The 22,209-nt window shown below is 45.0% G+C and carries 15 protein-coding genes; 11 read left to right on the top strand and 4 right to left on the bottom strand.

Annotated elements, in window-relative coordinates; translation table 11 throughout:
• Positions 1–80 precede the first annotated feature (80 nt).
• Positions 81–1,049 carry a tRNA-modifying protein YgfZ gene (ygfZ, locus tag RGE70_RS01970; RefSeq protein WP_310469883.1) on the top strand — a complete coding sequence of 323 codons (969 nt, stop codon included), beginning with the start codon at positions 81–83 and terminating at the stop codon, positions 1,047–1,049.
• An 80-nt stretch (positions 1,050–1,129) separates the two neighbouring features.
• On the opposite strand, the gene RGE70_RS01965 is transcribed toward ygfZ, so the two are convergent.
• Positions 1,130–2,146: an HD domain-containing phosphohydrolase gene (locus tag RGE70_RS01965; protein ID WP_310469882.1), complete on the bottom strand. Its 1,017-nt coding sequence runs from the start codon at positions 2,144–2,146 to the stop codon at positions 1,130–1,132.
• A 109-nt stretch (positions 2,147–2,255) separates the two neighbouring features.
• The gene (locus RGE70_RS01960; protein WP_310469881.1) at positions 2,256–7,550 is read right to left on the bottom strand and encodes a PAS domain S-box protein; all 5,295 of its coding nucleotides are present in this window, start codon (positions 7,548–7,550) and stop codon (positions 2,256–2,258) included.
• A gap of 31 nt (positions 7,551–7,581) precedes the next feature.
• Between RGE70_RS01960 and RGE70_RS01955 the strand changes: the two genes are divergently transcribed.
• The 10 genes from RGE70_RS01955 (at position 7,582) to RGE70_RS01910 (ending at position 17,971) form a co-directional block, all read left to right on the top strand.
• Positions 7,582–7,725, top strand: coding sequence for a hypothetical protein (locus RGE70_RS01955; protein WP_375087887.1), 144 nt, complete (start codon positions 7,582–7,584; stop codon positions 7,723–7,725).
• Positions 7,726–8,003: 278 nt separating this feature from the next.
• Entirely contained in the window at positions 8,004–8,672 is a 669-nt protein-coding gene (locus RGE70_RS01950) for an ABC transporter ATP-binding protein (protein ID WP_310469880.1), read from the top strand.
• On the top strand, positions 8,665–11,196 hold the full coding sequence (locus RGE70_RS01945; protein ID WP_310469879.1) for an ABC transporter permease: 2,532 nt from the start codon (positions 8,665–8,667) through the stop codon (positions 11,194–11,196). The genes RGE70_RS01950 and RGE70_RS01945 overlap by 8 nt, the downstream gene beginning before the upstream one ends.
• Complete coding sequence (locus RGE70_RS01940; protein WP_310469878.1) at positions 11,193–12,299, top strand: lipocalin-like domain-containing protein; 1,107 nt, start codon at positions 11,193–11,195, stop codon at positions 12,297–12,299. Before RGE70_RS01945 ends, RGE70_RS01940 begins: the two co-directional genes overlap by 4 nt.
• A gap of 352 nt (positions 12,300–12,651) precedes the next feature.
• Positions 12,652–12,927 (top strand): chaperone NapD, encoded by a 276-nt coding sequence (locus tag RGE70_RS01935; protein ID WP_310469877.1) that lies wholly within the window; start codon positions 12,652–12,654, stop codon positions 12,925–12,927.
• Entirely contained in the window at positions 12,917–15,400 is a 2,484-nt protein-coding gene (napA, locus tag RGE70_RS01930; protein ID WP_310469876.1) for a nitrate reductase catalytic subunit NapA, read from the top strand. The genes RGE70_RS01935 and napA overlap by 11 nt, the downstream gene beginning before the upstream one ends.
• A 58-nt stretch (positions 15,401–15,458) precedes the next feature.
• Positions 15,459–16,193 (top strand): ferredoxin-type protein NapG, encoded by a 735-nt coding sequence (gene napG, locus RGE70_RS01925; protein ID WP_310469875.1) that lies wholly within the window; start codon positions 15,459–15,461, stop codon positions 16,191–16,193.
• The gene (gene napH / locus RGE70_RS01920; RefSeq protein WP_310469874.1) at positions 16,190–17,071 is read left to right on the top strand and encodes a quinol dehydrogenase ferredoxin subunit NapH; all 882 of its coding nucleotides are present in this window, start codon (positions 16,190–16,192) and stop codon (positions 17,069–17,071) included. The genes napG and napH overlap by 4 nt, the downstream gene beginning before the upstream one ends.
• Complete coding sequence (locus RGE70_RS01915) at positions 17,068–17,490, top strand: nitrate reductase cytochrome c-type subunit (RefSeq protein WP_310469873.1); 423 nt, start codon at positions 17,068–17,070, stop codon at positions 17,488–17,490. The genes napH and RGE70_RS01915 overlap by 4 nt, the downstream gene beginning before the upstream one ends.
• 220 nt (positions 17,491–17,710) lie before the next feature.
• Positions 17,711–17,971, top strand: coding sequence for a DUF5062 family protein (locus RGE70_RS01910; RefSeq protein WP_310469872.1), 261 nt, complete (start codon positions 17,711–17,713; stop codon positions 17,969–17,971).
• Positions 17,972–18,056: 85 nt separating this feature from the next.
• On the opposite strand, the gene RGE70_RS01905 is transcribed toward RGE70_RS01910, so the two are convergent.
• Both RGE70_RS01905 and RGE70_RS01900 read right to left on the bottom strand, forming a co-directional pair.
• On the bottom strand, positions 18,057–18,995 hold the full coding sequence (locus tag RGE70_RS01905) for an SPOR domain-containing protein (RefSeq protein ID WP_310469871.1): 939 nt from the start codon (positions 18,993–18,995) through the stop codon (positions 18,057–18,059).
• A gap of 48 nt (positions 18,996–19,043) precedes the next feature.
• On the bottom strand, positions 19,044–22,166 hold the full coding sequence (locus RGE70_RS01900; protein ID WP_310469870.1) for an SdrD B-like domain-containing protein: 3,123 nt from the start codon (positions 22,164–22,166) through the stop codon (positions 19,044–19,046).
• Positions 22,167–22,209 lie beyond the last annotated feature (43 nt).

Genomic DNA, 22,209 nt, shown 5'->3' with positions numbered 1-22,209 from the left:
AACTCGCAGCCCGTAACTTTTCGCCACGGTTAATTAGCGTTACAATCAGCTTTCTTTTCGTTTAACTCTTGGACCTGCTCATGACCTTGTCAACTACTCAGCCAAATTGGCCTTTAAACGGACAACAACCTGCTCTTATTGTGTCTCGTCTTTCTCACCTAGGTTTAATGTCAGTGACAGGCGAACAAGGGCGCAGTTTTATTCATGGCCAAGTCACAACAGATATTAGCTCACTTGAAGCCACACAATGGCGTTGGGGAGCGCATTGCGATCCTAAAGGTAAAATGCTGGCAACCTTCAGAACATTCGCCAAAAACGACACCTTATTTTTGATGATGCCTACATCAACCTTGGCACTAGATTTACCACAGCTACAAAAATATGCGGTGTTTAGTAAAGCCAAGCTCACTGATGTTACTGACAACTGGCTGATCTATGGCGTTGCGGGTGAACAAGCGGCGACTTGGCTCACAGAACAATTTGGCCCGTTAAATGATGAGCTAACCTTAGCCGGTAATGCCATGATTATTCATGACTCTGGCCGTTATATTGTTGCTATAGAGCAAGCACATATTGCAGACTTTACGCAACTTGCTGACGTTACAACTTTTGATGCAACCGCTTGGCAGGCACTCGAAATTCTAGCCGGCTACCCAAATATTAGCGCAGAGCATCAGGGTAAATTTGTACCACAAATGTGTAATGTCCAAGCCGTAAACGGCATCAGCTTTAATAAAGGCTGTTACATGGGGCAAGAAACAATTGCCAGAATGAAATACCGTGGCGGCAATAAGCGCGCGCTATATATTGTTTCTGGTACTGTATCAGCAGAATTAACTCGTGACAGCCAGTTAGAAATAGCCTTAGAAGAAGGCGAAGGCTATCGCCGTGGCGGCACTATCATTGAATGCGTACAGCGTGATAACGACGTGTTATTAACTGCGGTATTAGCCAACGACACACCACTTAACGCCGCGTTAAGAATCGCTGATGATGCAGTCTCATCACTTAGCATAGTCGCGTTACCTTATAGTTTAGAAGATAACTAGCACTGCAACGCACTGGCACGTTCAAGTAAACACTTAAAATAAAAGGCGCCTCAGCGCCTTTTATTTTTTATGCTTCGACATTAAGTTTCATGGTGCTCGTCACGTATAGCGGTAACTTCGGCGATAATGGCTTTAAAGTTGGTAACCAATGTAGGGTCAAAGTGTTTACCCGATTCACTTTCAATTAATGCGATTGTGTCTTCAATCGACCACGCTTTTTTATAAGGCCTAATCGAGGTTAACGCATCAAACACATCAGCTAAAGCCACAATGCGCGCTTCAATCGGAATATCTTCGCCAGCTAAACCTTTTGGATAACCGGTACCGTCCCACTTTTCGTGATGACACAACGCAATACGTCTGGCCATTTCGAGCAAAGGATCTTTATGATCACCTATAATTTCGGCGCCGATTTCGGCATGACGTTGCATTTCCACCCATTCTATATCATCTAATTTAGACGGCTTTTTTAAAATAGCATCGGGTGTGCCAATTTTACCGATGTCATGCATCGGAGAAGCGTTATAGATAAGCTCACAATACTTATCAGGTAAGCCCGATTTCTTCGCTAGCAGGCGCGCATAGTGGCTCATTCTCACCACATGTAAGCCGGTTTCATTGTCTTTATATTCAGCAGCACGCCCTAGGCGCCTAATAATTTCGAAGCGAGTTTCTTCTAACTCGTGGGTTCGCGCTTTAACCTCCTCTTCGAGTAAGCGCTTTTGATCATAAAGCGCTAAGTGCGTTTTAACTCGCGACTTAACCACTGGCGCACTCACGGGTTTGGTAATGTAATCCACCGCTCCAATCGCAAAGCCTTGCGTTTCATCGGATGTATCGGTTAATGCCGTAACAAAAATAACCGGAATATGGCAGGTTAATGGATCCTGCTTTAATCGCTCACACACTTCATAGCCATTCATACCAGGCATCATGACATCCAGCAAGATAATATCAGGTGGATTTTTTTGGGCTAATGCTAGTGCTTTAGGGCCGTCTATAGCCACCTTAATTTTATAGTCAGTGCTTAATATTCCAACAAGAATATCAATATTATCAGGAGTATCGTCCACAACTAAAATGGTTGCTTTTTCCATTAAACCTACTCTCCTTTACTATTACGACTAAATTAATCTCTTAGTATAGTCAGGTTTATATGTACGTGATGGCATCATTTACTAATTGTCAGAGTGGTGATTTACCCAGCTACAACTCGAATATCGACTTAATCAACTCTGCTGCGTCATCAAATTGATAACTATTAACCATCGCCACTGCGGGGCTCATTTTGTACCAGATATCCGCCGCAACTTTACCCTTCATCTCATCCATCTTTTCGACCGCATCTGAATCAGCATCATCGAGCATTGCTAGCAACTCTTTTGCTGCGCTAGCTAACTCTTCAGGCGATAAAGTCTCTGCGGCACTGGTTGGTACCTGTGTGTCACCGCCTTGGATTAACTGTGACATCCAGTCAGATATCGCATCACAAATTGAGGCAATCAAAGCTGTTATTTCGGCCAATTGAGCCGATACATCGGCATCTTTATCTGCGGTTAATTCCGTTTCAATCGCGCCGGCAACTTCAACTAAACGAGGAGCGCATAAGTTACCCGACACCCCTTTTAATGTGTGAGCATACCGAATGGCGTCTTCTGTTTTGCCTTGAGTTAGCGCTAAATCAATTTGCTCAGCAGCATGCATTTGGCCTGTATAAAAGCGCTCAAAAATCCGCTTGTACAACCGCACTGAGTTTTGGACTAGCTGCAGGCCTTTATCGACATCTAGCTGCGCATGTTGTGGCCAAAACAGCACTGAATTTTCATTTTTATCGCCCTCGACTTCAGTCTGTGAAAACGTTGCATCTCCCTCACCTAAATATTCGAGTAACGACTTATAAAGTAAGTCCACTTCTATAGGTTTAGCGATATGATCATTCATGCCAACGCTAATACATTTTTCTTTGTCACCCGCCATTGCGTTGGCCGTCATTGCAATAATCGGTAGGTCTGCAAATTGCGATTGCTGCCGAATAGCTTTGGTCGCCTCGTAGCCATCCATTACCGGCATTTGGCAATCCATCAGCACTAATTCAAACGATTCTAAGGCCAATTTATCTAATGCAATCTGACCATTATCTGCAATTGTTAAGTCGATACCAACTTGCTCAAGAAACTCAGTCGCGACCTCTTGGTTCATCTCATTATCTTCAACCAGTAGTACTCGTTTACCCTGTAATTGAGTCAGTATTGTCTGGCTGATCTCTTCGCCTTTACGGCGTACTGGCATGGCTCCGCTTTTACCTAACGTAGACATAATACCGTCAAGCAAACGTGATGCGCTGATAGGTTTGGTGATGTATCCGGCAATATCAACATCGTTAATATGCTCGGTGAGGTCAGTATTGGCGTGCGCAGATACGATTAAGATTTTTGGTGGGTTATCACTACCATCAAGAATGGCGGCCGAGGTTTCTAAGCCGTTCATACCTGGCATTAACCAATCAATAAGCGCCAATGGATAATCCGTGGTTTTACAGCGCTCTACAGCTTGCGCGCCGTCTTTCATTGTGTCGACCTCAAAGCCCATGCTTTCAAGTGTGGTGCGTAAAATATCTCGCGCTGTCGCATTGTCATCAACCACTAAAATGCGCATCCCTTCGAGCTCTTGGCTCACTTTTAGCAGTTTATTGTCAGCAACTTTTAGCTTAACGGTGAAATGGAAAGTACTGCCGCGACCAATTTGGCTTTCAACGCCTATCTCGCCTCCCATCAGTTCTACAAGTTGCTTACAAATTGCCAATCCTAAACCTGTACCGCCATATTTACGGGTCGTTGAGGTATCAGCTTGGCTAAATGATTTAAACAATTTACTGCGCTGCTCTTCGGTCAGCCCAATGCCGTCGTCTCGGACACTAAATTTAAGCACGATGTCGTCGTTAACATGCTCTAAATGATTAATCGATAACAGTACCTCGCCTTGCTCGGTAAATTTAATCGCATTGTTCATCAAATTAATTAGCACCTGACTCAAGCGCAGTGGGTCACCTTCTAATTGCCGCGGAATATTAGGCGCCACCGCAAACAGCAGTTCTAGCTGTTTGTCGGCAGCTTTAACCGAGAACATATCGCTTAAATCTTCTAACATGGTATCGAGTTGGAATGACACCGATTCAATATCAAGCTTGCCGGCCTCTATTTTAGAGAAATCTAAAATATCGTTGATAATGCCCAATAGCGACTTCGATGCTCTATCAATTTTCTGTACATAATTTTGCTGTTTGTGGTCGAGTTCCGTTTGCAAGCAAAGCTGCGACATACCAATAATCGCATTCATCGGTGTACGGATCTCATGCGACATATTGGCCAAGAAATCACTTTTAGCCTGACTGGCTGCATCGGCAAAATCTTTAGCGGTTTTAAGCTCAGTCGATAGCTGTTTAAGTGAAGTGATATCTGACATAGACAGCACTGCAGAATTAATTTGCCCTTGCTTGTCTTGTAAACCCGTCAGCGTAACATCCATCCAAATTACCTGACCTTTTTGGTTCAGCATACGTAGTTCGGTAGTAATACTGTTATCGCCGTTTGCCATTAGCTCAACAAATTTTTCGTTAACGGCATCACGATCATCACGATGTTGATAATCAAAAAATGAGGTACCTTTTAGCTCGTTAGTCGCGCGTTGCATATAGAAACTAAATTGCTCGTTACAATCTAAGATCTCGCCTCGCTCATCAACATTCACAATGCCGATCCCAGCGTTATCAAATAGCGCTCTAAAATGAGCTTCTCGTTTTGCCAGCTCGCGATCGATCTGTTTACGTTCAGTAATATCCATCAAATAACCATTCCAGATAATACTGCCATCGACCAACCGATTACCGTGTGCTCCTGCTTGTAACCAGCGCACATCGCCCATTGGATGACGGTAGCGGAACTCCTCGATCCAATTAAGGCCTGACTCACCAGTGCCAGACAACGCTTTGATCACGTGAGATCGTTCATTAGTAACGATGCTGTCAGCTACTAGATCAAAGTTATTTACCACCTGATCGCGATGAAAACCCAGCGTGGTAATACAAGCGCTCGATAAAAACGTAAATTCGCGCTCATCGTCCGATCGCCAGTGTAATTGGTACACTGTACTTGGGATCGATTCGGTGATCGTTTCAAGCTGTTGCTGCGATTGCGCTATCTCTTCTTGGGCTTTTTTACTCTGAGTTATGTCGTTAATACTGCCGTCAAACCACAACGCAACACCGTCGTTATCGTAAATCGCTTTACCTTTTTCATGTACCCAACGGATGCTAGAGTCACGGTGTCTAATTCGATATTGAGCTTCAAAGTTCTTTTGCTCGACCAGTGCAGATCCAATCGATATTTTAGCTATATCGGCATCTTCTTCGATGATAAGACTGGCAAAGCTTCGCTTGTTGTTTTCGATAAAATCAGAGGCGGGATATCCGGTAATATCACCAATGTTGTCGCTGATGTATTCCATTACCCAAACGTCTTCAATGCGAGTACGATAAACGGCACCTGGAATATTGGTCACCAGACCACGAAAACGGTTTTCACTGTCTTTAATTCGCTTAGCAATCGCTAACTCTTCGGTCATATCCCTTACGGTAGCAGCCACTTGTTGGTCACCATCCGCAGTTAAGGGCAACATGCCCAGGCTAATCTCGACAGCAAATTCACTACCATCAGCTTTGCGAGCCATCAGAACTGATGTAGAGCCTAAGCCCATTTTTCTATCTCGACCTTCTTTCACAAACTTGTGTCGCAGTTTCGAATGGTGCGGCCTAACTGAATCAGGCACAAGATCATCTACAGACATCGTTAACATTTCGGCTTCACTGTAACCAAACAACGTTTGGCAACGACTATTGGTAAAAACCAATTTGCCCACATCGTCAACAATCAGCATTGCCTCGGGTGCAGACTCCAGCACAGCATTTGACCACGCCGCTGCAGAAAACTGCTCCGTCACGTCATTAAACAGCATTTCAACTGACAACAGCTCGCCACTTTCTGAACTTAATGGTTGCATAAATACATCTAACCGACGCAGGCGTCCCTCGCTGTCGATCATTTCAATTTGGTGTGGTGGCACGGTAATTCCGCGCAATGCCTCTTCCATATAGAGCCAGTTTTGATCATTAATCGGGTTATCCGAAAACATACGCTGATACTTACGCTTTAATAGATCTGGGCTCACCCCCAATACCTCTTCCGCCCCATCGCTAACCTGAGCAATATGGCCGTCAGCTTCAATTGAGGCATAAAAAGATTTAGCACTCATACCATCAATCAATTTGGCAAAGCGGTTACCACGCGAGTCGAGCAAAGCTTGCTCGCGTTCATCGAGTGCTACAGCCATATCATTGAACTTATCCGTTAATGTGATCAGCTCATTGACCGCCCCTTTTGGAACCGCTAACTGTTTCGTTTTACCAGCACCAAAATCGGCAATACCGCTTTCTAACTCCTCTATCGGACGGGTTAGCCTTCTTGCCGTTAAATAACCAGTAATCAGCAACATAACTGAAATTAATAGTAAATTTAGCGCGAGAGAGGAGAACTCCAACATAAAGGTATTTTGTAGTTGTGTTTGTGGCGTCATGATAATCACTCGCCAATTAAGCGTCGGCACGACCCCAATACTGGCAAGGTAGGTATCACCTTTTCTATCTTCGATGTTACTGGAGCCCGATTTATTACTATTTAGCAGGGCAAGAAAGGAGTCATTATCGGCCGATTGTTCAAGCCATTTTTCGTTACTATTTTGCAGTAATAACGCTTCGTTAACGTGATAAATCAACTCCCCTTTATTATTAATAACAACAATTAAATCATCTGCGACGTTCACCATTTTAGGAATAATATTTAGCGCTAAATCAGCAGTAATTACACCGTCATAAGGCAAACTCTCACCAAAAGGATGCGAATAACTAATCATCAATGCATTACCCGCTCCCTCATCAAAATAGGGAGCAGACCAATAGCCGTTAATATTATCAATACTTTCAGTCCACCAGCTCCATGAACCATCGGTATAGTCATAGCCGTTGGCACCAATATCAATCACTTTTACAGCGCCATTTTCACGATAGGCATAGGGGGCGAATAAGACTCGGTCTGCAACAGTCGATTTTTGAAACGCAATAGCACTACCATAAAAATCAGGGTGCCTTTCCAACCGGCGACTCAATAACTGACTCAGTTTTTCTTCATGGTTAAACAGCGAATCGGGGTCGCTTTCACTCAATAAATCGGCAAAAGATCGGGTGTCATTTTGAGCAGAAATAAGGAAGTATTGCAGCTGACGCGCTATGTTTTCAGCTTTTTTATCAAGTTCTTGGTAAATGTAATCTTCTTCTTGCTGGTAATTAAACCAAGCGTTAACACTAAAAACCACGGCCATAATCGCAATTAACGGTAAGGCCATTTGCGACAAAATTCGGCTACGAAAGGTACGAAGTTGGTTCATATCCATTTTCCATAGTGTGACGCCAAATGACACAGTATTGAGTACGCTAAGCGGCTATGGAGCTAACTATGCGCAATACATTTCATTAACCGTCAAAATTCAAAAGCGTCGTTATATTCAACACATCATTGCATTTAGTGTAGACAATACTTTTTGCCAACACCTTAATATTGCCGACTAAATTACAAAATTTTACGGCGTATACGTGTCATCATAATGTGCAAAATTTGGTCCTTAGCGCTGTCACTATGGTTGCAGCGCCTATTTGCCTCGTAATTATGACCTTCAAAAACTAAAACAGGTGCCGATGCACGCCATTACCACGATCAAATTTATATTTTTGATGCACATTTATTACTCATTACATGCTAGATTTAACTGTAGCCCACGCAAAATGTGGGGCTATACCCAAAAAATGGCCTGCCTTAAAAAGTTGTAATGGTCGTTAAAGGAGTAACAATGGGCAACAGCATCGTAACGCTAAATTCCGTATGCAAAGGGTTTAATGATGGTGATAAACACCATCAAGTTCTTGATAACACTAATCTGCAATTAGCTCCTGCTGAAACCGTTGCACTAACTGGACCAAGCGGTTGTGGCAAAAGTACTTTGCTTAACATTATTGGTGGGTTTGAATTCATTGACAGTGGTAACTTGTCACTTTTTGGCAATAACACCGCCGACTGGCACGACAGCCAATGGAGCCAATATCGGCGCAGTAATTTAGGCGTAGTATTTCAACAATTTAACCTACTTACCCCACTTAATGTAAAAGACAACATCGCTTTTTCTCTACGCTTAAGCCAGCAACATTGGTCCCCATGGTGTGATCACCTCATTGACTTGCTAGGGTTAAGCGCAGTTAAAAACCGTCATATAGAAGCCCTTTCTGGTGGGCAGCAGCAACGCGTTGCTATAGCACGAGCATTAGCGCATAAACCGCAATTATTATTAGCTGACGAACCCACTGGCAACCTCGATGAAAATGCCGGCAGAGACGTTATGACGCTACTCACCGAACTGGCAAAAGAATCTCAAACCAGTATTTTAATGGTTACCCACAGCGCTGAATGTGCTGCGTTTATGCAACGCCGTTGGCATTTAGAACAAGGTCATATCCATGAGTAACTCTCTCTGGATGACCACGCGTTTAAGCCTTAACGTCTTTAGCCGCCACTATCTAAAAGCGCCACTACAAGCCGGAGCCATTTTATTGGGCTTTATTTTAGCGGTAATGCTATTAATTGGTGTTCGCGCCACTAACGAAAATGCCGTTCGTAGTTACTCACAAGCCACAGAGCTACTTAGTCAAAGAGCGCAGCTTATTTTGACGCCGCTGGCAGGGAAAAAGTCATTACCCGACTCAGTTTATATACGCCTACGCCAAGCAGGCTTAAGCCAAGCTTTAGCGGTACTGACCGGTACTGTTACCGGCAAGCAAGGCCAGCACTGGGACATTCAAGCCAGCGACCTCATCGCCGCCTTATCGGTGCAACAACAAACAACAGCGCACAACAGCGAGCAATCACAGCAGGTTTCTCTGCTTTCAAGTGGTATTCCGCTAGCTAAGCTACTTTCAGGTGAGCCCTACATCCTTATGAGCCAAAGCCATGCCGACCAGGTTGGCACCAATGGTCAACTCGAGCTCGAGGGCATGGCGCTATCAATCATCCCCCTCGATGATGAACTTGGTCTTGGTAAAGCCATTTTAATGGATATCTCCCTTGGGCAGCGCCTGCTTCACCAACCTGGCGAGCTCAGTTATATCGCCCTATTTGGCGATGCCGCTCAACTAAAAACCGATATCAGCCAGTTATTTAATCTGCAAGGAAATACTGCCCAGCCCAAGCCATTTGAGTTTACAGAGCAAGACGCCGGAGAAGGCTTAATCAGTCTGACACGGAGTTTTCATTTAAACCTAACCGCCATGAGCTTATTAGCCTTTGTGGTTGGATTATTTATTGCTTACAACGGCGTGCGCTATAGCCTACTAAAAAGGCAACGATTATTAGTGCAATTGCAGCAGCAAGGTGTTCCGCAACGGGCATTATTATTGGCACTATTATTAGAACTATTAACGCTGGTGATTATTGGCTCATTACTAGGCTTTATTTTAGGTTTACAACTCAGTCATTGGCTACAACCTATGATAGCGCTAACCTTAGAACAACTGTATGGCGCTCGATTACTGCCCGGGTTATGGCAGTGGAGCTGGCTGTACCAAGCGATAGGATTAACCTTTGTAGCTGCAATATGTGCTTGTTTCCCCTTATTTAATGCGTTAGCAAAACAACCCTTGGCCCGTAGCGGCAGTCGGTTTGAACAACAACGCCATGCCGGGCGATACCAGCAAATACTCTTTGCCACAGCCATTGCCTTACTTGCTTTAACAGCCGCATTATTTCCCTTTAGCCAAGACTATAAATACAGCCTAGTGTTGCTTGGCCTAGTGACGGTGGCGATCCCACTGTTGCTACCACTGTCACTGCGGCTGTGCCTGTCTTTAGCACAGCGCGTCAGTCAGCATGGTTTATGGCAATATGCGGTGGCTGAAAGCAAAGAACTGATAGCCCCACTGTCGTTAGCGATGATGGCCATGCTCCTTGCGCTAACCGCAAATATATCCATGAACACCCTCGTAGGCAGTTTTGAAATCACCCTTAAAAATTGGCTCGATGTCCGCTTATATGCTGACATTTACATTCGACCACCAGGCGATAAAGTTACCGACACTTTAGCTATCTTAAAAAGCCATCCCAAGGTAACGCAGACTTATGGACAATGGGTACACAACAGCCATTACCAAAATACTCCCATTAGCCTAATGACCCGAGATCTACACTCGCTTAGAAACAGCAACCAGATGAAAGCCCAAATCAGCAACTTATGGCCAGAATTTTTTAGAGGCAAATCACTAATGATTAGTGAGCCAATGGCGATTAAATTTAACCTTAATATTGGCGATATGGTCACAACCCCTGAGTTTGCTAACGCCTCACAACCCGCGCTGCCGATTGGCGCCATTTTTTATGATTACGGTAACCCGCTCGGACAAGTCATCGTGAGTCAACCAACCTGGAAAAAACTCGGATTATCCAGCAACCCCACCAGTATTGCCGCCGCATACGCTGGCGATATTAGCCAGCTCGAACAGCAACTACAGCAACAAGTTCCGCTTTCTGCTGCGCAAATGTATAACCAAGCAAAAATTAAACAGCGCGCATTAGAGATTTTTAAACGCACTTTTTCAATCACTTTAGTATTGAACAGCCTGACTTTAATGGTTGCGGCAATCGGACTTTTCAGCGCTTGCCTGATGCTAACCCAAGCAAGGCAAGCACCGTTAGCGCGGCTTTATGCACTCGGGGTTAGTCGCGCTCAATTACGCAACTTAGTCTCGATTCAAATGCTTTTAATCGTGTTATTTACCTGTCTACTCGCGTTACCTGCTGGCGCCTTGCTAGGCTACTTACTTATCAATAAGGTCACTTTACAAGCCTTTGGCTGGAGCATTGCAATGGTGTGGGATTGGCAAGCCTATTTTAAAGTGGTCATTATCGCATTAATTGCCAGCGCACTAGCGGTGCTGTTACCACTGTATTGGCAAACGCGCAGACCGTTAGTGTCTAGCCTGCAACAGGAAGCATTATGAACAAGCTGTTTTTCGCCCTGTTATCAAGCCTTATGCTTATCGCATGCTCACCAGCACAGCCCCCAGCAACCGGGATGGGACAACTGCTCGATGGCGATGTTCAAGGTTATAGCCCTGTCACGCCTGGTGTTAAATTGCGCTTTCCGGCAGACCATATGGCGCATGATGATTTTAGACAAGAGTGGTGGTACCTCACCGCAAATTTAGAAACACAAACCCAAGAAAAAATTGGCATACAATGGACTCAATTCCGCATTGCGCTCGCCCCACCCGCTAACCCACAAGTGTCTACAGCCGGCGGGGGCAGTAAAACGCCTTGGCAAACCCAGCAGCTTTATATGTCGCACACAGCCATTACCACACAAGCTAGCCATAAGGCCGCTGAAAAATGGTCTCGTGGCCATAACAGCATCGCCGGTACGCAAGCTAAACCGTTATCTATCCGCCAAGATGACTGGCAATGGATAAGCCAAAACGAGCACTTGTTTCCAGCAACCTTAAATGTAGCGACCACTGACTTTAGCTATCAACTACAACTTACGAGCAGCGCTCCCTTTCAACTGCATGGCAAAAACGGCTACAGCGAAAAAAATGCCGTAGGCACTGTGGCATCCTATTACTATACACAGCCCTTTATTAACGTGAGTGGGCATTTAGTCAGAAACGGCAAACGTGAATATGTCAGTGGTAAAGCATGGCTAGACCGAGAGTGGAGTTCGCAGTTTTTGTCTAAAACACAGCAAGGTTGGGATTGGTTTGCGATTAGACTAACCAATACCACCACGCTAATGCTGTTCCAACTTAGAGACAGCAGCGACCCCAAAGCGCACTTTTATAGCGCTAAATTAATGCACCAAGATGGCACTGGCAGCATTATCAATAATTCACAAATACACATGACGCCCTCCGCATGGCAAGTTACAGCATCAGGCCGTTACCCCACACAATGGCATATTGAGATCCCGTCCCAAAACATCGACATCACCACTAAGCCACTCAACAATGATTCAAGCATGCCATTGTCTATCCCCTATTGGGAAGGGCCCATTATTGTCAGCGGTACCCACCAAGGTATGGGTTATATGGAACTCACAGGATATTAAATCAAGAACAAACTGTGACAGATAAATAACCTTGACTACTACGAGTCAACACCGCCTCAACAATTATGCAAATAAGAATAATTATCATTAACTAAGCAATTGAATATGCTAATTATTTAATCTAAAGCAAGTTAAACCTCTATTTGGACAAAAACCCATCTAGCTTCTAATCTTTATTGGTAGTTATGTGATCTTGGTCACTAGTAAAACTTGATCTCGGTCTACAAAAATCCTCAATACCCCTTGTGAGGTATACCCACAAAATCTGTGAGGTCTAGACTCAAGATAAACCTTGGTAATGAGCAGTACATTTGCATGCCAATGTTACTTGCCGAATTAAAGAAGGTAAAAAATGCGCCAAGAATTTCATATTACCAGTTTGGTCGTACACGCCGCGGCCAAGTCTGTTGCAGATATCAAGCAAAGCTTGTCTGCACTTGAAGGCACCGAAATCCATGCAGTTACCGATGAAGGCAAATTTGTGGTCACTATTGAAGGTGAAACCCAAGGCGCCATTCTCGATAACGTCGAAGCGATTAACGCCCTTGAAGGCGTGATTAATAGCAGTTTAATTTATCATCAAGTAGATCCAGCAGAACAAAAGAGTGAGGAACACCATGAGCATTAGCCGTCGCGAGTTTCTAAAAGCCAACGCAGCTGTTGCCGCCGCAACAACCGTCGGTGCGACTCTGCCAATTAAGATAGTTGAAGCAGCAGAGCAAAAAAATACCATTAAGTGGGACAAAGCACCTTGTCGTTTTTGTGGCGTAGGCTGTAGCGTTCTTGTAGGGACCGATAACGGTAAGGTTGTGGCAACGAAAGGCGATCCGCAAAGCCCAGTCAACAAAGGCCTTAACTGTATTAAAGGTTATTTCTTATCGAAAATTATGTACGGTAAGGATCGTTTAACCACTCCACTATTGCGTATGAAAGACGGCAAATACGACAAAGAGGGTGAATTCACTCCTGTCAGCTGGGATACCGCATTCGACACCATGGCAGATAAGTGGAAAAACACACTCAAAACCAAAGGCCCAACCGCAGTCGGTATGTTCGGCTCAGGCCAATGGACAGTTTGGGAAGGCTATGCCGCCTCTAAACTACACAAAGCTGGTTTCCTTACTAACAACATCGACCCAAATGCGCGTCACTGTATGGCATCAGCTGTTGGTGGCTTTATGCGTACTTTTGGTATCGATGAGCCAATGGGTTGTTACGATGACCTTGAAGCCGCTGACGAATTCGTGCTGTGGGGCGCAAACATGGCCGAAATGCACCCAATCTTGTGGGCTCGCCTTTCTGACCGCCGCTTAAGCAGCCCAACAAGCCGCGTACATGTATTATCTACTTATACTAACCGTAGCTTCGATCTTGCTGATAACGCGATGATTTTCCGCCCACAGTCTGACTTAGCGATTCTTAACTACATCGCCAACTACATCATCCAAAATGATGCAGTTAACAAAGACTTTGTGACCAAACATACTAAATTTGCACTCGGCACCACCGATATTGGTTACGGTCTGCGCCCAGAGCATCCATTAGAGCAAAAAGCCAAAAACCCAGGTAGCGGTAAATCTGCACCTATCAGCTTTGATGAATACGCTAAGTTCGTTAGCACTTATACGCTTGAATACGCGGCAAAAATGAGTGGCGTAGAGCCAGAAAAGCTCGAATTAGTAGCCAAAGCATATGCCGATCCAAAAGTAAAAGTTATGAGTTTATGGACCATGGGTATTAACCAACACACTCGTGGTGTTTGGGCTAATAACATGCTTTATAACATTCACTTACTTACCGGAAAAATCGCCACCCCAGGTAACAGCCCGTTCTCACTAACAGGCCAACCATCGGCTTGTGGTACTGCACGTGAAGTCGGTACATTCTCACACCGCTTACCTGCAGACATGGTGGTTAAAAATCCTAAGCACCGTAAGATTACTGAAGAGCTATGGCAACTGCCAGAAGGAACCATTCCACCGAAGCCGGGTTACCACGCAGTACAACAAAGCCGTATGCTTAAAGATGGCAAGCTGAACTGTTACTGGACAATGTGTACCAATAACATGCAAGCCGGTCCAAACATCAATGACGAAATTTACCCGGGCTTTCGTAACCCAGAAAACTTCATTGTTGTCTCAGATCCATACCCAACTGTAACCGCAATGGCTGCCGACTTAATTTTACCAACAGCAATGTGGGTAGAAAAAGAAGGTGCCTACGGTAACGCTGAACGTCGTACACACATGTGGCATCAGCAAGTTAAAGCACCAGAAGGCGCAAAGTCTGACTTATGGCAGCTAATGGAGTTCTCTAAGCGCTTTAAAGTATCAGAAGTTTGGCCTGCAGAGCTTGTTGCTAAAAAACCTGAATACGCCGATAAAACGCTGTTCGACGTACTTTATGCTAACGGCGTGGTTAACAAGTTCGCAGCCGATGAATGTAAAGCGGAACTCAATGACGAGTCAGACGCATTTGGTTTTTACGTTCAAAAAGGTCTATTCGAAGAATACGCCCAATTTGGTCGCGGCCACGCCCACGATTTAGCACCCTTTGACACTTACCATGAAAACCGCGGCGCACGCTGGCCAGTGGTTAACGGCAAAGAAACCCTACGCCGTTTCGTTGAAGGCAGTGATCCATACGTTAAAGCTGGTGAAGGGTTTAACTTCTACGGCAAACCAGATGGTAAAGCGGTTATTTTTGCTCTGCCATATGAACCAGCCGCTGAAGAGCCAAACAAAGAGTACGACCTATGGTTATCAACCGGCCGCGTACTTGAGCATTGGCATACAGGTTCAATGACAGCCCGTGTTCCAGAGCTATATCGTGCCTACCCAGATGCACAAATCTTTTTACATCCAGAAGATGCAAAAGCACGGGGTGTTAAACGTGGCGACGAAGTTATTGTTGCCTCGCCTCGCGGCGAAGTTAAAACCCGTGTAGAAACTAAAGGCCGCAACAAGCCGCCAAGAGGCGTGGCATTTATGCCATTCTTCGATGCGCGCCAGCTGGTCAACAAGTTGATACTCGACGCAACTGATCCTCTGTCAAAAGAGACAGATTTCAAGAAGTGTCCTGTAAAAGTGATGAAAGCTTAAGACTTTTCACCCACAAACTTAACTTTAATCGCTTGAGCCAAAAGAGATAACGAAAGCAATGAGTAAGGTCAATCAAAGCAAGTTCAGTGCAAAAGGTGTTAATCGCCGCCAGTTTTTAGCCACCTCGGCTAAAGCGGGTTGCGCCATGGGCTTGCTTGGCATGGGCGTAACCGCGGTGGCTAAACAGTCATCGCAGTTAGACCCACTCGCGATTCGACCTCCTGGTGCATTAAATGAAACTGATTTTCTCTCGGCCTGTGTTCGCTGCGGCCTGTGTGTAGAAGCCTGTCCATACGACACCCTCAAACTGGCTCGCTGGTTTGACGGTGCCGCAACTGGCACGCCATACTTCACCGCCCGTAGCGTTCCCTGCGAAATGTGTGACGACATCCCTTGTGTTGTAGCCTGCCCATCGGGTTCGCTGGATCACAAGCTGACCGATATTGATCAGTCAAAAATGGGTATTGCCGTCCTCATCGACGAGAAAAACTGTCTTAACTTTAAAGGGTTGAGGTGCGATGTTTGTTACCGGGTTTGCCCGATAATGGATGACGCCATCACACTTGAAATGCAACGCAACAGTCGTAGTGGCCACCACGCGATGTTCCTACCCAAGGTTAACAGCGATAGCTGTACTGGCTGCGGAAAATGCGAACACGCCTGCGTACTCGATGTTGCCGCAATTAAAGTGTTACCCACCCATATTGCACTGGGCAAAACCGCTGCACACGATACTTATAGCAATACCGAAACAAACACACTTGAGATGTTAAACCGAGGGCTTGAACTATGAGCCAGACACTAAAGCAAAAACCGACACAACACGGCTTTGCTCAAGCGGCCATTAACGAATTAGGATGGTGGCGCGCCCACAAATTCCTATTTTTACGTCGCTTAAGTCAAATCTGTGTTTTTGCATTGTTTGCAATAGGCCCTTGGTTAGGACTGTGGTTGCTTAAAGGCAACCTCTCAGCCAGCGAACTCTTAGGTACCGTGCCATTGTCAGACCCACTTGCCACCTTGCAAGTGCTACTCACAGGGCATATACCCGAGATAAGCCTAGTACTTGGCGCTGTCATCATTGCCGTATTTTACGCGCTATTAGGTGGCAGAGTGTTTTGTAGTTGGGTCTGTCCAGTTAATTTAGTGACTGACCTTGCCAGCTGGTTAAGACGTAAAATGAACTTGCCTCGCACGACGCAGATGCCAAGAAATTTACGTTACTACCTGCTCGCACTAGTGCTTATTCTGCCTGTATTAACCGGCATCACAGTATGGGAATGGCTTAACCCTGTCCCCATTCTGTACCGCGCCGTGTTATTTGGTGCTGGCAGTGGCTTGTGGATTTTAGCCGCCATCTTCTTGCTGGATCTATTTATCAGTGAGCGAGCATGGTGCGGACACCTTTGCCCGACAGGTGCTTTATTTGCCCTGCTAGGTAAAGCCAGTCCCGTGAAAGTATCGGCAGTGAATGCCAAAGACTGCGACAACTGCATGGATTGTTTTGAAATATGCCCAGAAAGACAGGTATTAAAACCAGCTTTAAAAGGCAAACAACCCATGATAATTGACAGTGATTGCACTCAATGCGGCCGTTGTATCGACGTTTGCGCCCAACGCGTTTTCCAGTATCAAAATCGAATTGCCCTAAAGGCGGAGAACAACCAATGAAAAAAGCACTCACCTTAGCTGCGCTATTGGCGCTTAGCGCTTGTTCTGGTCAGCAAGCAACTGTATCAGCAGACCCTGTTAATGTGGTCTCGCTAGGTAAATCTGAAATAACCGAGATCCGTGCAGCCGATCCGGCTCCGGTTTATCCAAAACGTGGTAACTCAATGGAGCGTACTTTTGTACACCAGCCTCCAATGATCCCACATAAAGCTAACTACCCTATCACACTAAAGCGTAATGGCTGTGTAAGCTGTCATAGCCCAGCGAAAGCAAAACGTATGAAAGCGACTGAGATTGATGCGTCGCACTTACTACCGGGCGACAAGCTAGACAACAAATACTATAACTGTACGCAGTGTCATACGCCGCAAGCAGAAAACAAACAAGAGCTAGTTGGAAACGACTTTTCTAACAAATAACAGCTTGTTTATTAATTTGTTTTGCTATTTTATTTAATCGCAACCAAACCAATGCCGTTCAGTTAACTGAGCGGCATTTTTTTTTGCAGCTCACAATATGCCCCAATCAGTGCTTGCGGTAACGCTTACAAGAAAATTCAGCTAATTTGACCATTTTGTCATTGAAATCTAATCTCAATAGCGTAGATTCATAATGAATATTTCCAATGAGAGTGATTAAATGAAGTCTGGAAAACACGATGCACAACTATTAAAACTAGCGATGGAAATCGGCATAGGCTACGCCAAAAAGAGAGGTTTTGAAGACTTTGGTAAAGGTGTTTCCCCCAAAGACAAAGTGGAATGTATTTATCGCTTACTGGTTAAAGACAACCTGATCCAAGCTCTACCAAAAGACAAAGAAGACGGCCCGAATATGAAACACAAACTGGTACTGTGGATCAGCCGTCAACTGCCTGAAAATCACGAGCTACTCAACTAATTCAGGCTAAAAATGTAACTTTTAGCTGCACAGCCATATCTCACGTGTGCTGGATAAGCCTTGTTATCCAGTACGGCTAGCAGATCTATAACCGCGCGTTGTAAAGGTTAATCCCTTTGGTGGTTGCCATAATACAATCAAGTCCGCTTTGCTTCATTTGCTTACACACCGATTGCGCTTTATCGCGTTGGCTGAACATGCCAACCTTAATGCGGTAATAGTTTTTACCCTTTACCACAACCTGCTCATACCTTGGCTCAAACGGAGCCAATTGTTGGCTATGCTTAGCCCTCAACTCAAGCCACGCTGGCTCAAGTAAGCCATAGCTCACCACCGACGATAACTGCAACGAATACCTCGCATTTGCCGGAGTCGTAGCCTTGGTTACTGACGTTGAAGCTGAGCGGGCGTTAGCACTTTTTAGCACCTTGGTGTCGGTTTCTATTGGTTGTTGTGGTGCACTTGGGTAGGCAGAGGCATACGCCGGCATAGCGAGCGATTCAGGCACTTTAACCTGATTAGCGGTGTCATCTATTTTTTGACTCGGCTGCGCTTTAGCCAGTGTCACTCCAGAGTGAGCGTCTGTCGCCTCAGTCGCTTTAGTGGCACTGTTTTTAACCACATTCTGTTTGGTTGCCGTTGCTTTAGCCGAGGTGGCAGCTGGCGTGTCAACGTTGGCAAGTTGAGGCTGCGCCTCAGGTAAGGCGTTGACTTTATCAACTTTGGTTTTATCAGCTTTTGTTTCAGCCACTGCAGGGCTTTGCGGCGTCTTTTGGCTACTTGCCGCAATCATATTGAGCTGTTCGACCAGCAGCTTTAAGTCGCCTTCAATCACAATTAAGCGTGATAACGCGCCCTTCATTTCGTGCCACTCAGCCAGCTCGCTTTCAAGCTTAGCCACCTTATCGATAAGCGCTTGCTGTTCAGTTTTCTCGGCCAATTTCGGGGCTGGGTTAGTCATGCAGCCTGCAACGCTAAACAGCGTTGCTAGTAATATTGATATTAACTTCAGTTTACGGTTCATCACGGGGCTCATACTCATTAAATGCAAAAAACAAAACGCTTCTTACGTTTAAAATTCGAATTCTAAAGGAACAACATCACACATTAAATCAAGTGTTTTAAGGCGCTCACAACCTTGTTCAGCTTGTTGTTTTTTAGCCAAAAATGCAACGTTAAGTTCGTAATTTTTGGTTTGCTTATTCTCAATATAAAAAACCTGCTGACTCATGGCATCATTGTAATGGCGCTTAACCAGCTGCCAATAAACCTTAAGCAACCGTAAAGAGTTAAACTCGCCTAAGTTCATGGCATAGCCTTTTTTCACCTGCAATTGGTCAAAGGTAAAGTCAGCGCCATTCATCACATCGCCATTATTGTGTAAACTAATTGCCATTTCATTATCGCCACGTAATTTTTTACGGCTGGTATAGTTGCTATCAATCGCAATTTTATAATCGCCGGGTACGAGGTCGGTAAACAAGTAATAGCCATCAAATTCGGTTTCGGTTGTGGCAACAATTTCACCTTCAGTGTTCACTAAGTTGACCGTTGCATAACGTGCTACGGTCTGTTGATTATTGCTGTCGGTAACATAAACCGTTCCCTCAACCTCTGCCGCGTTAACCACTGGGTAATCTAGCGTTTGTAAATGCCCGCGCCGCGGGGTAACCGACACACCGGGTATTGATGGAATTAAAAAGGGATCGCCTAAACTTTTTTGCTCCAGCACAACATCGGTCGACATTTGATTCGACATGGCAGTCAACATCGCAATGCCATCTTGGTTACTTGTTGCGTGCCGGTATTGCTGCACGCCTTTCACCCGCGCACCTTCAATTACGCTTTCGCCTGTATCAAAAATACCATTCAAATTCTCATCTTCAAACACTCGTACCATTAACGCCCCTGAACTGGACATGCTTCGCGATGACATAAAAAAGTGATCGGTTTCGGGCTCGTAGCCAAAACTAAAGCGACCATAAACCCCTACAGACCAGTCGCCCTGGTTATCATGGCTTAAGCTCGAATTAAGGCTAAAGTTGTCATGGCGCCAACTAAGGTCAACCCCGCCTTTTAACAGATCCGATACCGGGTAATAATCGACATTAAATTCAGACTGCAAGACACTATTAATCGGCACCGAAACCTCAGTCGATACATGGGTAATTTCGGGTTCAGGCTCAATGCTATAACCAAGCTTAAGACGGCTAAATACCCAGCCGAAGCTCTTTTGTAACTGTAATTGCCCGCTAAGGCTGCTGTAGTGCTGATCATTAACTTCCGTTGAGCTTTCATACCAGTCCAACTGATTATTAATGTTAAACCACGGCGTGTTCATTGCTAGCAAGTTACTAAATATATTGGTTTTTGAACCTTGGTCAGAACGGTTTTGCTGCCAGTCATTACGGTAATTAATACGATACGGCTGTCCATCAAACACCGAGCCACTATGGTCAGCGGAGTACTGGCTATATACTGTAGTTAAATCGGCTACCGTACTTTGTGTGCGTTGATAATTAAGCTTAAGTGACTGATCACCGATTTTAGTTCGGCCCGATAATTCAAACGTATTGTCTTTATTACCCTCTAATTGATAATCAACATCAACCAATAACCGCTCAAATAGGTTAAAGTCGCCACCAATCGCATAGGCATCTTTGTTGCTTTTGCTATCTTGATCTGAAAACTGTTGTTGCAGACCAAAATTCACCGTAGCCCAGTCGGTAATACCATAATCAAACGTCGAGCTCAGCACCCAGCCAGCGGCATCATCTTCACTATTGGTACTTGAAATACCAAACAAACTCTTGCCAATATCCGCCACCGAAACGTTATAACTACTTTGCTTAGCTTTGAGTTTATTACCGTCAATATACACTTGCTTACGTTCGGTTTTTACCTGCCCTTGCGGGCCATAGGCAATCAGCTCAAATTGGTTATCACCGTACAACAACTCAATATCATTAAATTCGTAGCGACCATCTTGCATACTAAAAGCTTGATCGATTAGCAGGCCATTTTGATACACTTCGATATCCCAACCCGGCTGAATATCGCCACTGAGGTTAATGGTGCGGTGATTCGTCACACTGCCCACGGCATCATTGCTTACCGACACACCCCGACTTAACCCTAAGGTGCTTCCGGCACCAATATTGACCGGTACAATATCACCCACTTGAAACTGACTCACATTTAACGGCCCGAGTAAGTCTGCAGCAACGGACTCTTTTGACAGCGTCAAGCGTAAATCGGTTAAGGCATCGCTGCTGTTACCACTAGCAAAAAACTCACTGGTTAAAAAAGCAAAATCATGGCTGCCTAATACTGAGTAACTTTGGTAATCGCTGGTTTCGTTGACAGAGGCGTTAAGTTGCACATCAACCAAAGGGGCCGACACCGCTTGATAACCAGACCCTTTCCAAGGCAATACAGGCTTGGTGCTTCTACCACTATAGCTATTGAGCTTCTTGTTTTGGCGGGCCAACCGCTGCTGTATAGGTAACGGAACATCGCTATTAATAGTGACCGATAGGTTCGAAAACAGGTAGTTAAATTGCAGCCCAAACCAGGTTTGAATAACGTCGCCCGCCACATAAATATCATCACCCACAAGGGTATAATCAGTTGCGGCTAACGACAGTGTTTGCTGGTTAACTTTAACAATAGCGGGCTCACCCTCTTGAGGGGGTAACTGCAGTAAAAAAGGCTGATTTTCATTTAAATACCAGCCTTCAACTTTTGCGTTAGCAATATCGACCTCAATTGGAAAATCGATTAACTCAAACAAACCTATTAAACTAAATTGAGCATTGCGCTGGCTTTTGATTGCAAACACATCAGATAGATAAAGATCATCAATATAAAGCGATAACAGTAACTCTTCCCCTGCAGGGATCCCAAGACCTGCAACCTCTTCAACCACCTCAGCTGAGGTTGTAGCGCTATTAGATGCAGCAGAAATAACCGTTAACGCTTGCGCGGTTAGCTGGTCAGACGGCAGCGAGTAACTACGCGACAAGCGTGATAGCGTGTTAACCACATCGGCATGGGCCAGAGGAGAAGCATTGGCATTCGTCGCCGCTGCATTGTTAGAAACGATAAAAGCCGGTTCTGCGTGCGCAGTTCCGGCTAAGGTAGAGGTTGCAACAACAATAGTCGCTTGTAGTAAAAACCTTACCTTGGGCGGCATTAACTGCTCACATTCAGTAAAGTGATGACTCTAGATAAAATCC

The sequence above is a fragment of the Shewanella youngdeokensis genome, assembly GCF_033180165.1.
Lineage (GTDB): Bacteria > Pseudomonadota > Gammaproteobacteria > Enterobacterales > Shewanellaceae > Shewanella > Shewanella youngdeokensis.
The sequence above is the reverse complement of the archived record's forward strand: the minus strand, read 5'-3'. Positions and strand labels throughout refer to the sequence as shown.

Excerpts from the sequence above, each read along its gene's own strand:
- ygfZ (WP_310469883.1), top strand. The coding sequence starts at position 81 with ATGACCTTGTCAACTACTCAGCCAAATTGGCCTTTAAACGGACAACAA.
- RGE70_RS01965 (WP_310469882.1), bottom strand. The coding sequence starts at position 2,146 with ATGGAAAAAGCAACCATTTTAGTTGTGGACGATACTCCTGATAATATT.
- RGE70_RS01960 (WP_310469881.1), bottom strand. The coding sequence starts at position 7,550 with ATGGATATGAACCAACTTCGTACCTTTCGTAGCCGAATTTTGTCGCAA.
- RGE70_RS01950 (WP_310469880.1), top strand. The coding sequence starts at position 8,004 with ATGGGCAACAGCATCGTAACGCTAAATTCCGTATGCAAAGGGTTTAAT.
- RGE70_RS01945 (WP_310469879.1), top strand. The coding sequence starts at position 8,665 with ATGAGTAACTCTCTCTGGATGACCACGCGTTTAAGCCTTAACGTCTTT.
- RGE70_RS01940 (WP_310469878.1), top strand. The coding sequence starts at position 11,193 with ATGAACAAGCTGTTTTTCGCCCTGTTATCAAGCCTTATGCTTATCGCA.
- RGE70_RS01935 (WP_310469877.1), top strand. The coding sequence starts at position 12,652 with ATGCGCCAAGAATTTCATATTACCAGTTTGGTCGTACACGCCGCGGCC.
- napA (WP_310469876.1), top strand. The coding sequence starts at position 12,917 with ATGAGCATTAGCCGTCGCGAGTTTCTAAAAGCCAACGCAGCTGTTGCC.
- napG (WP_310469875.1), top strand. The coding sequence starts at position 15,459 with ATGAGTAAGGTCAATCAAAGCAAGTTCAGTGCAAAAGGTGTTAATCGC.
- napH (WP_310469874.1), top strand. The coding sequence starts at position 16,190 with ATGAGCCAGACACTAAAGCAAAAACCGACACAACACGGCTTTGCTCAA.
- RGE70_RS01915 (WP_310469873.1), top strand. The coding sequence starts at position 17,068 with ATGAAAAAAGCACTCACCTTAGCTGCGCTATTGGCGCTTAGCGCTTGT.
- RGE70_RS01910 (WP_310469872.1), top strand. The coding sequence starts at position 17,711 with ATGAAGTCTGGAAAACACGATGCACAACTATTAAAACTAGCGATGGAA.
- RGE70_RS01905 (WP_310469871.1), bottom strand. The coding sequence starts at position 18,995 with ATGAACCGTAAACTGAAGTTAATATCAATATTACTAGCAACGCTGTTT.
- RGE70_RS01900 (WP_310469870.1), bottom strand. The coding sequence starts at position 22,166 with ATGCCGCCCAAGGTAAGGTTTTTACTACAAGCGACTATTGTTGTTGCA.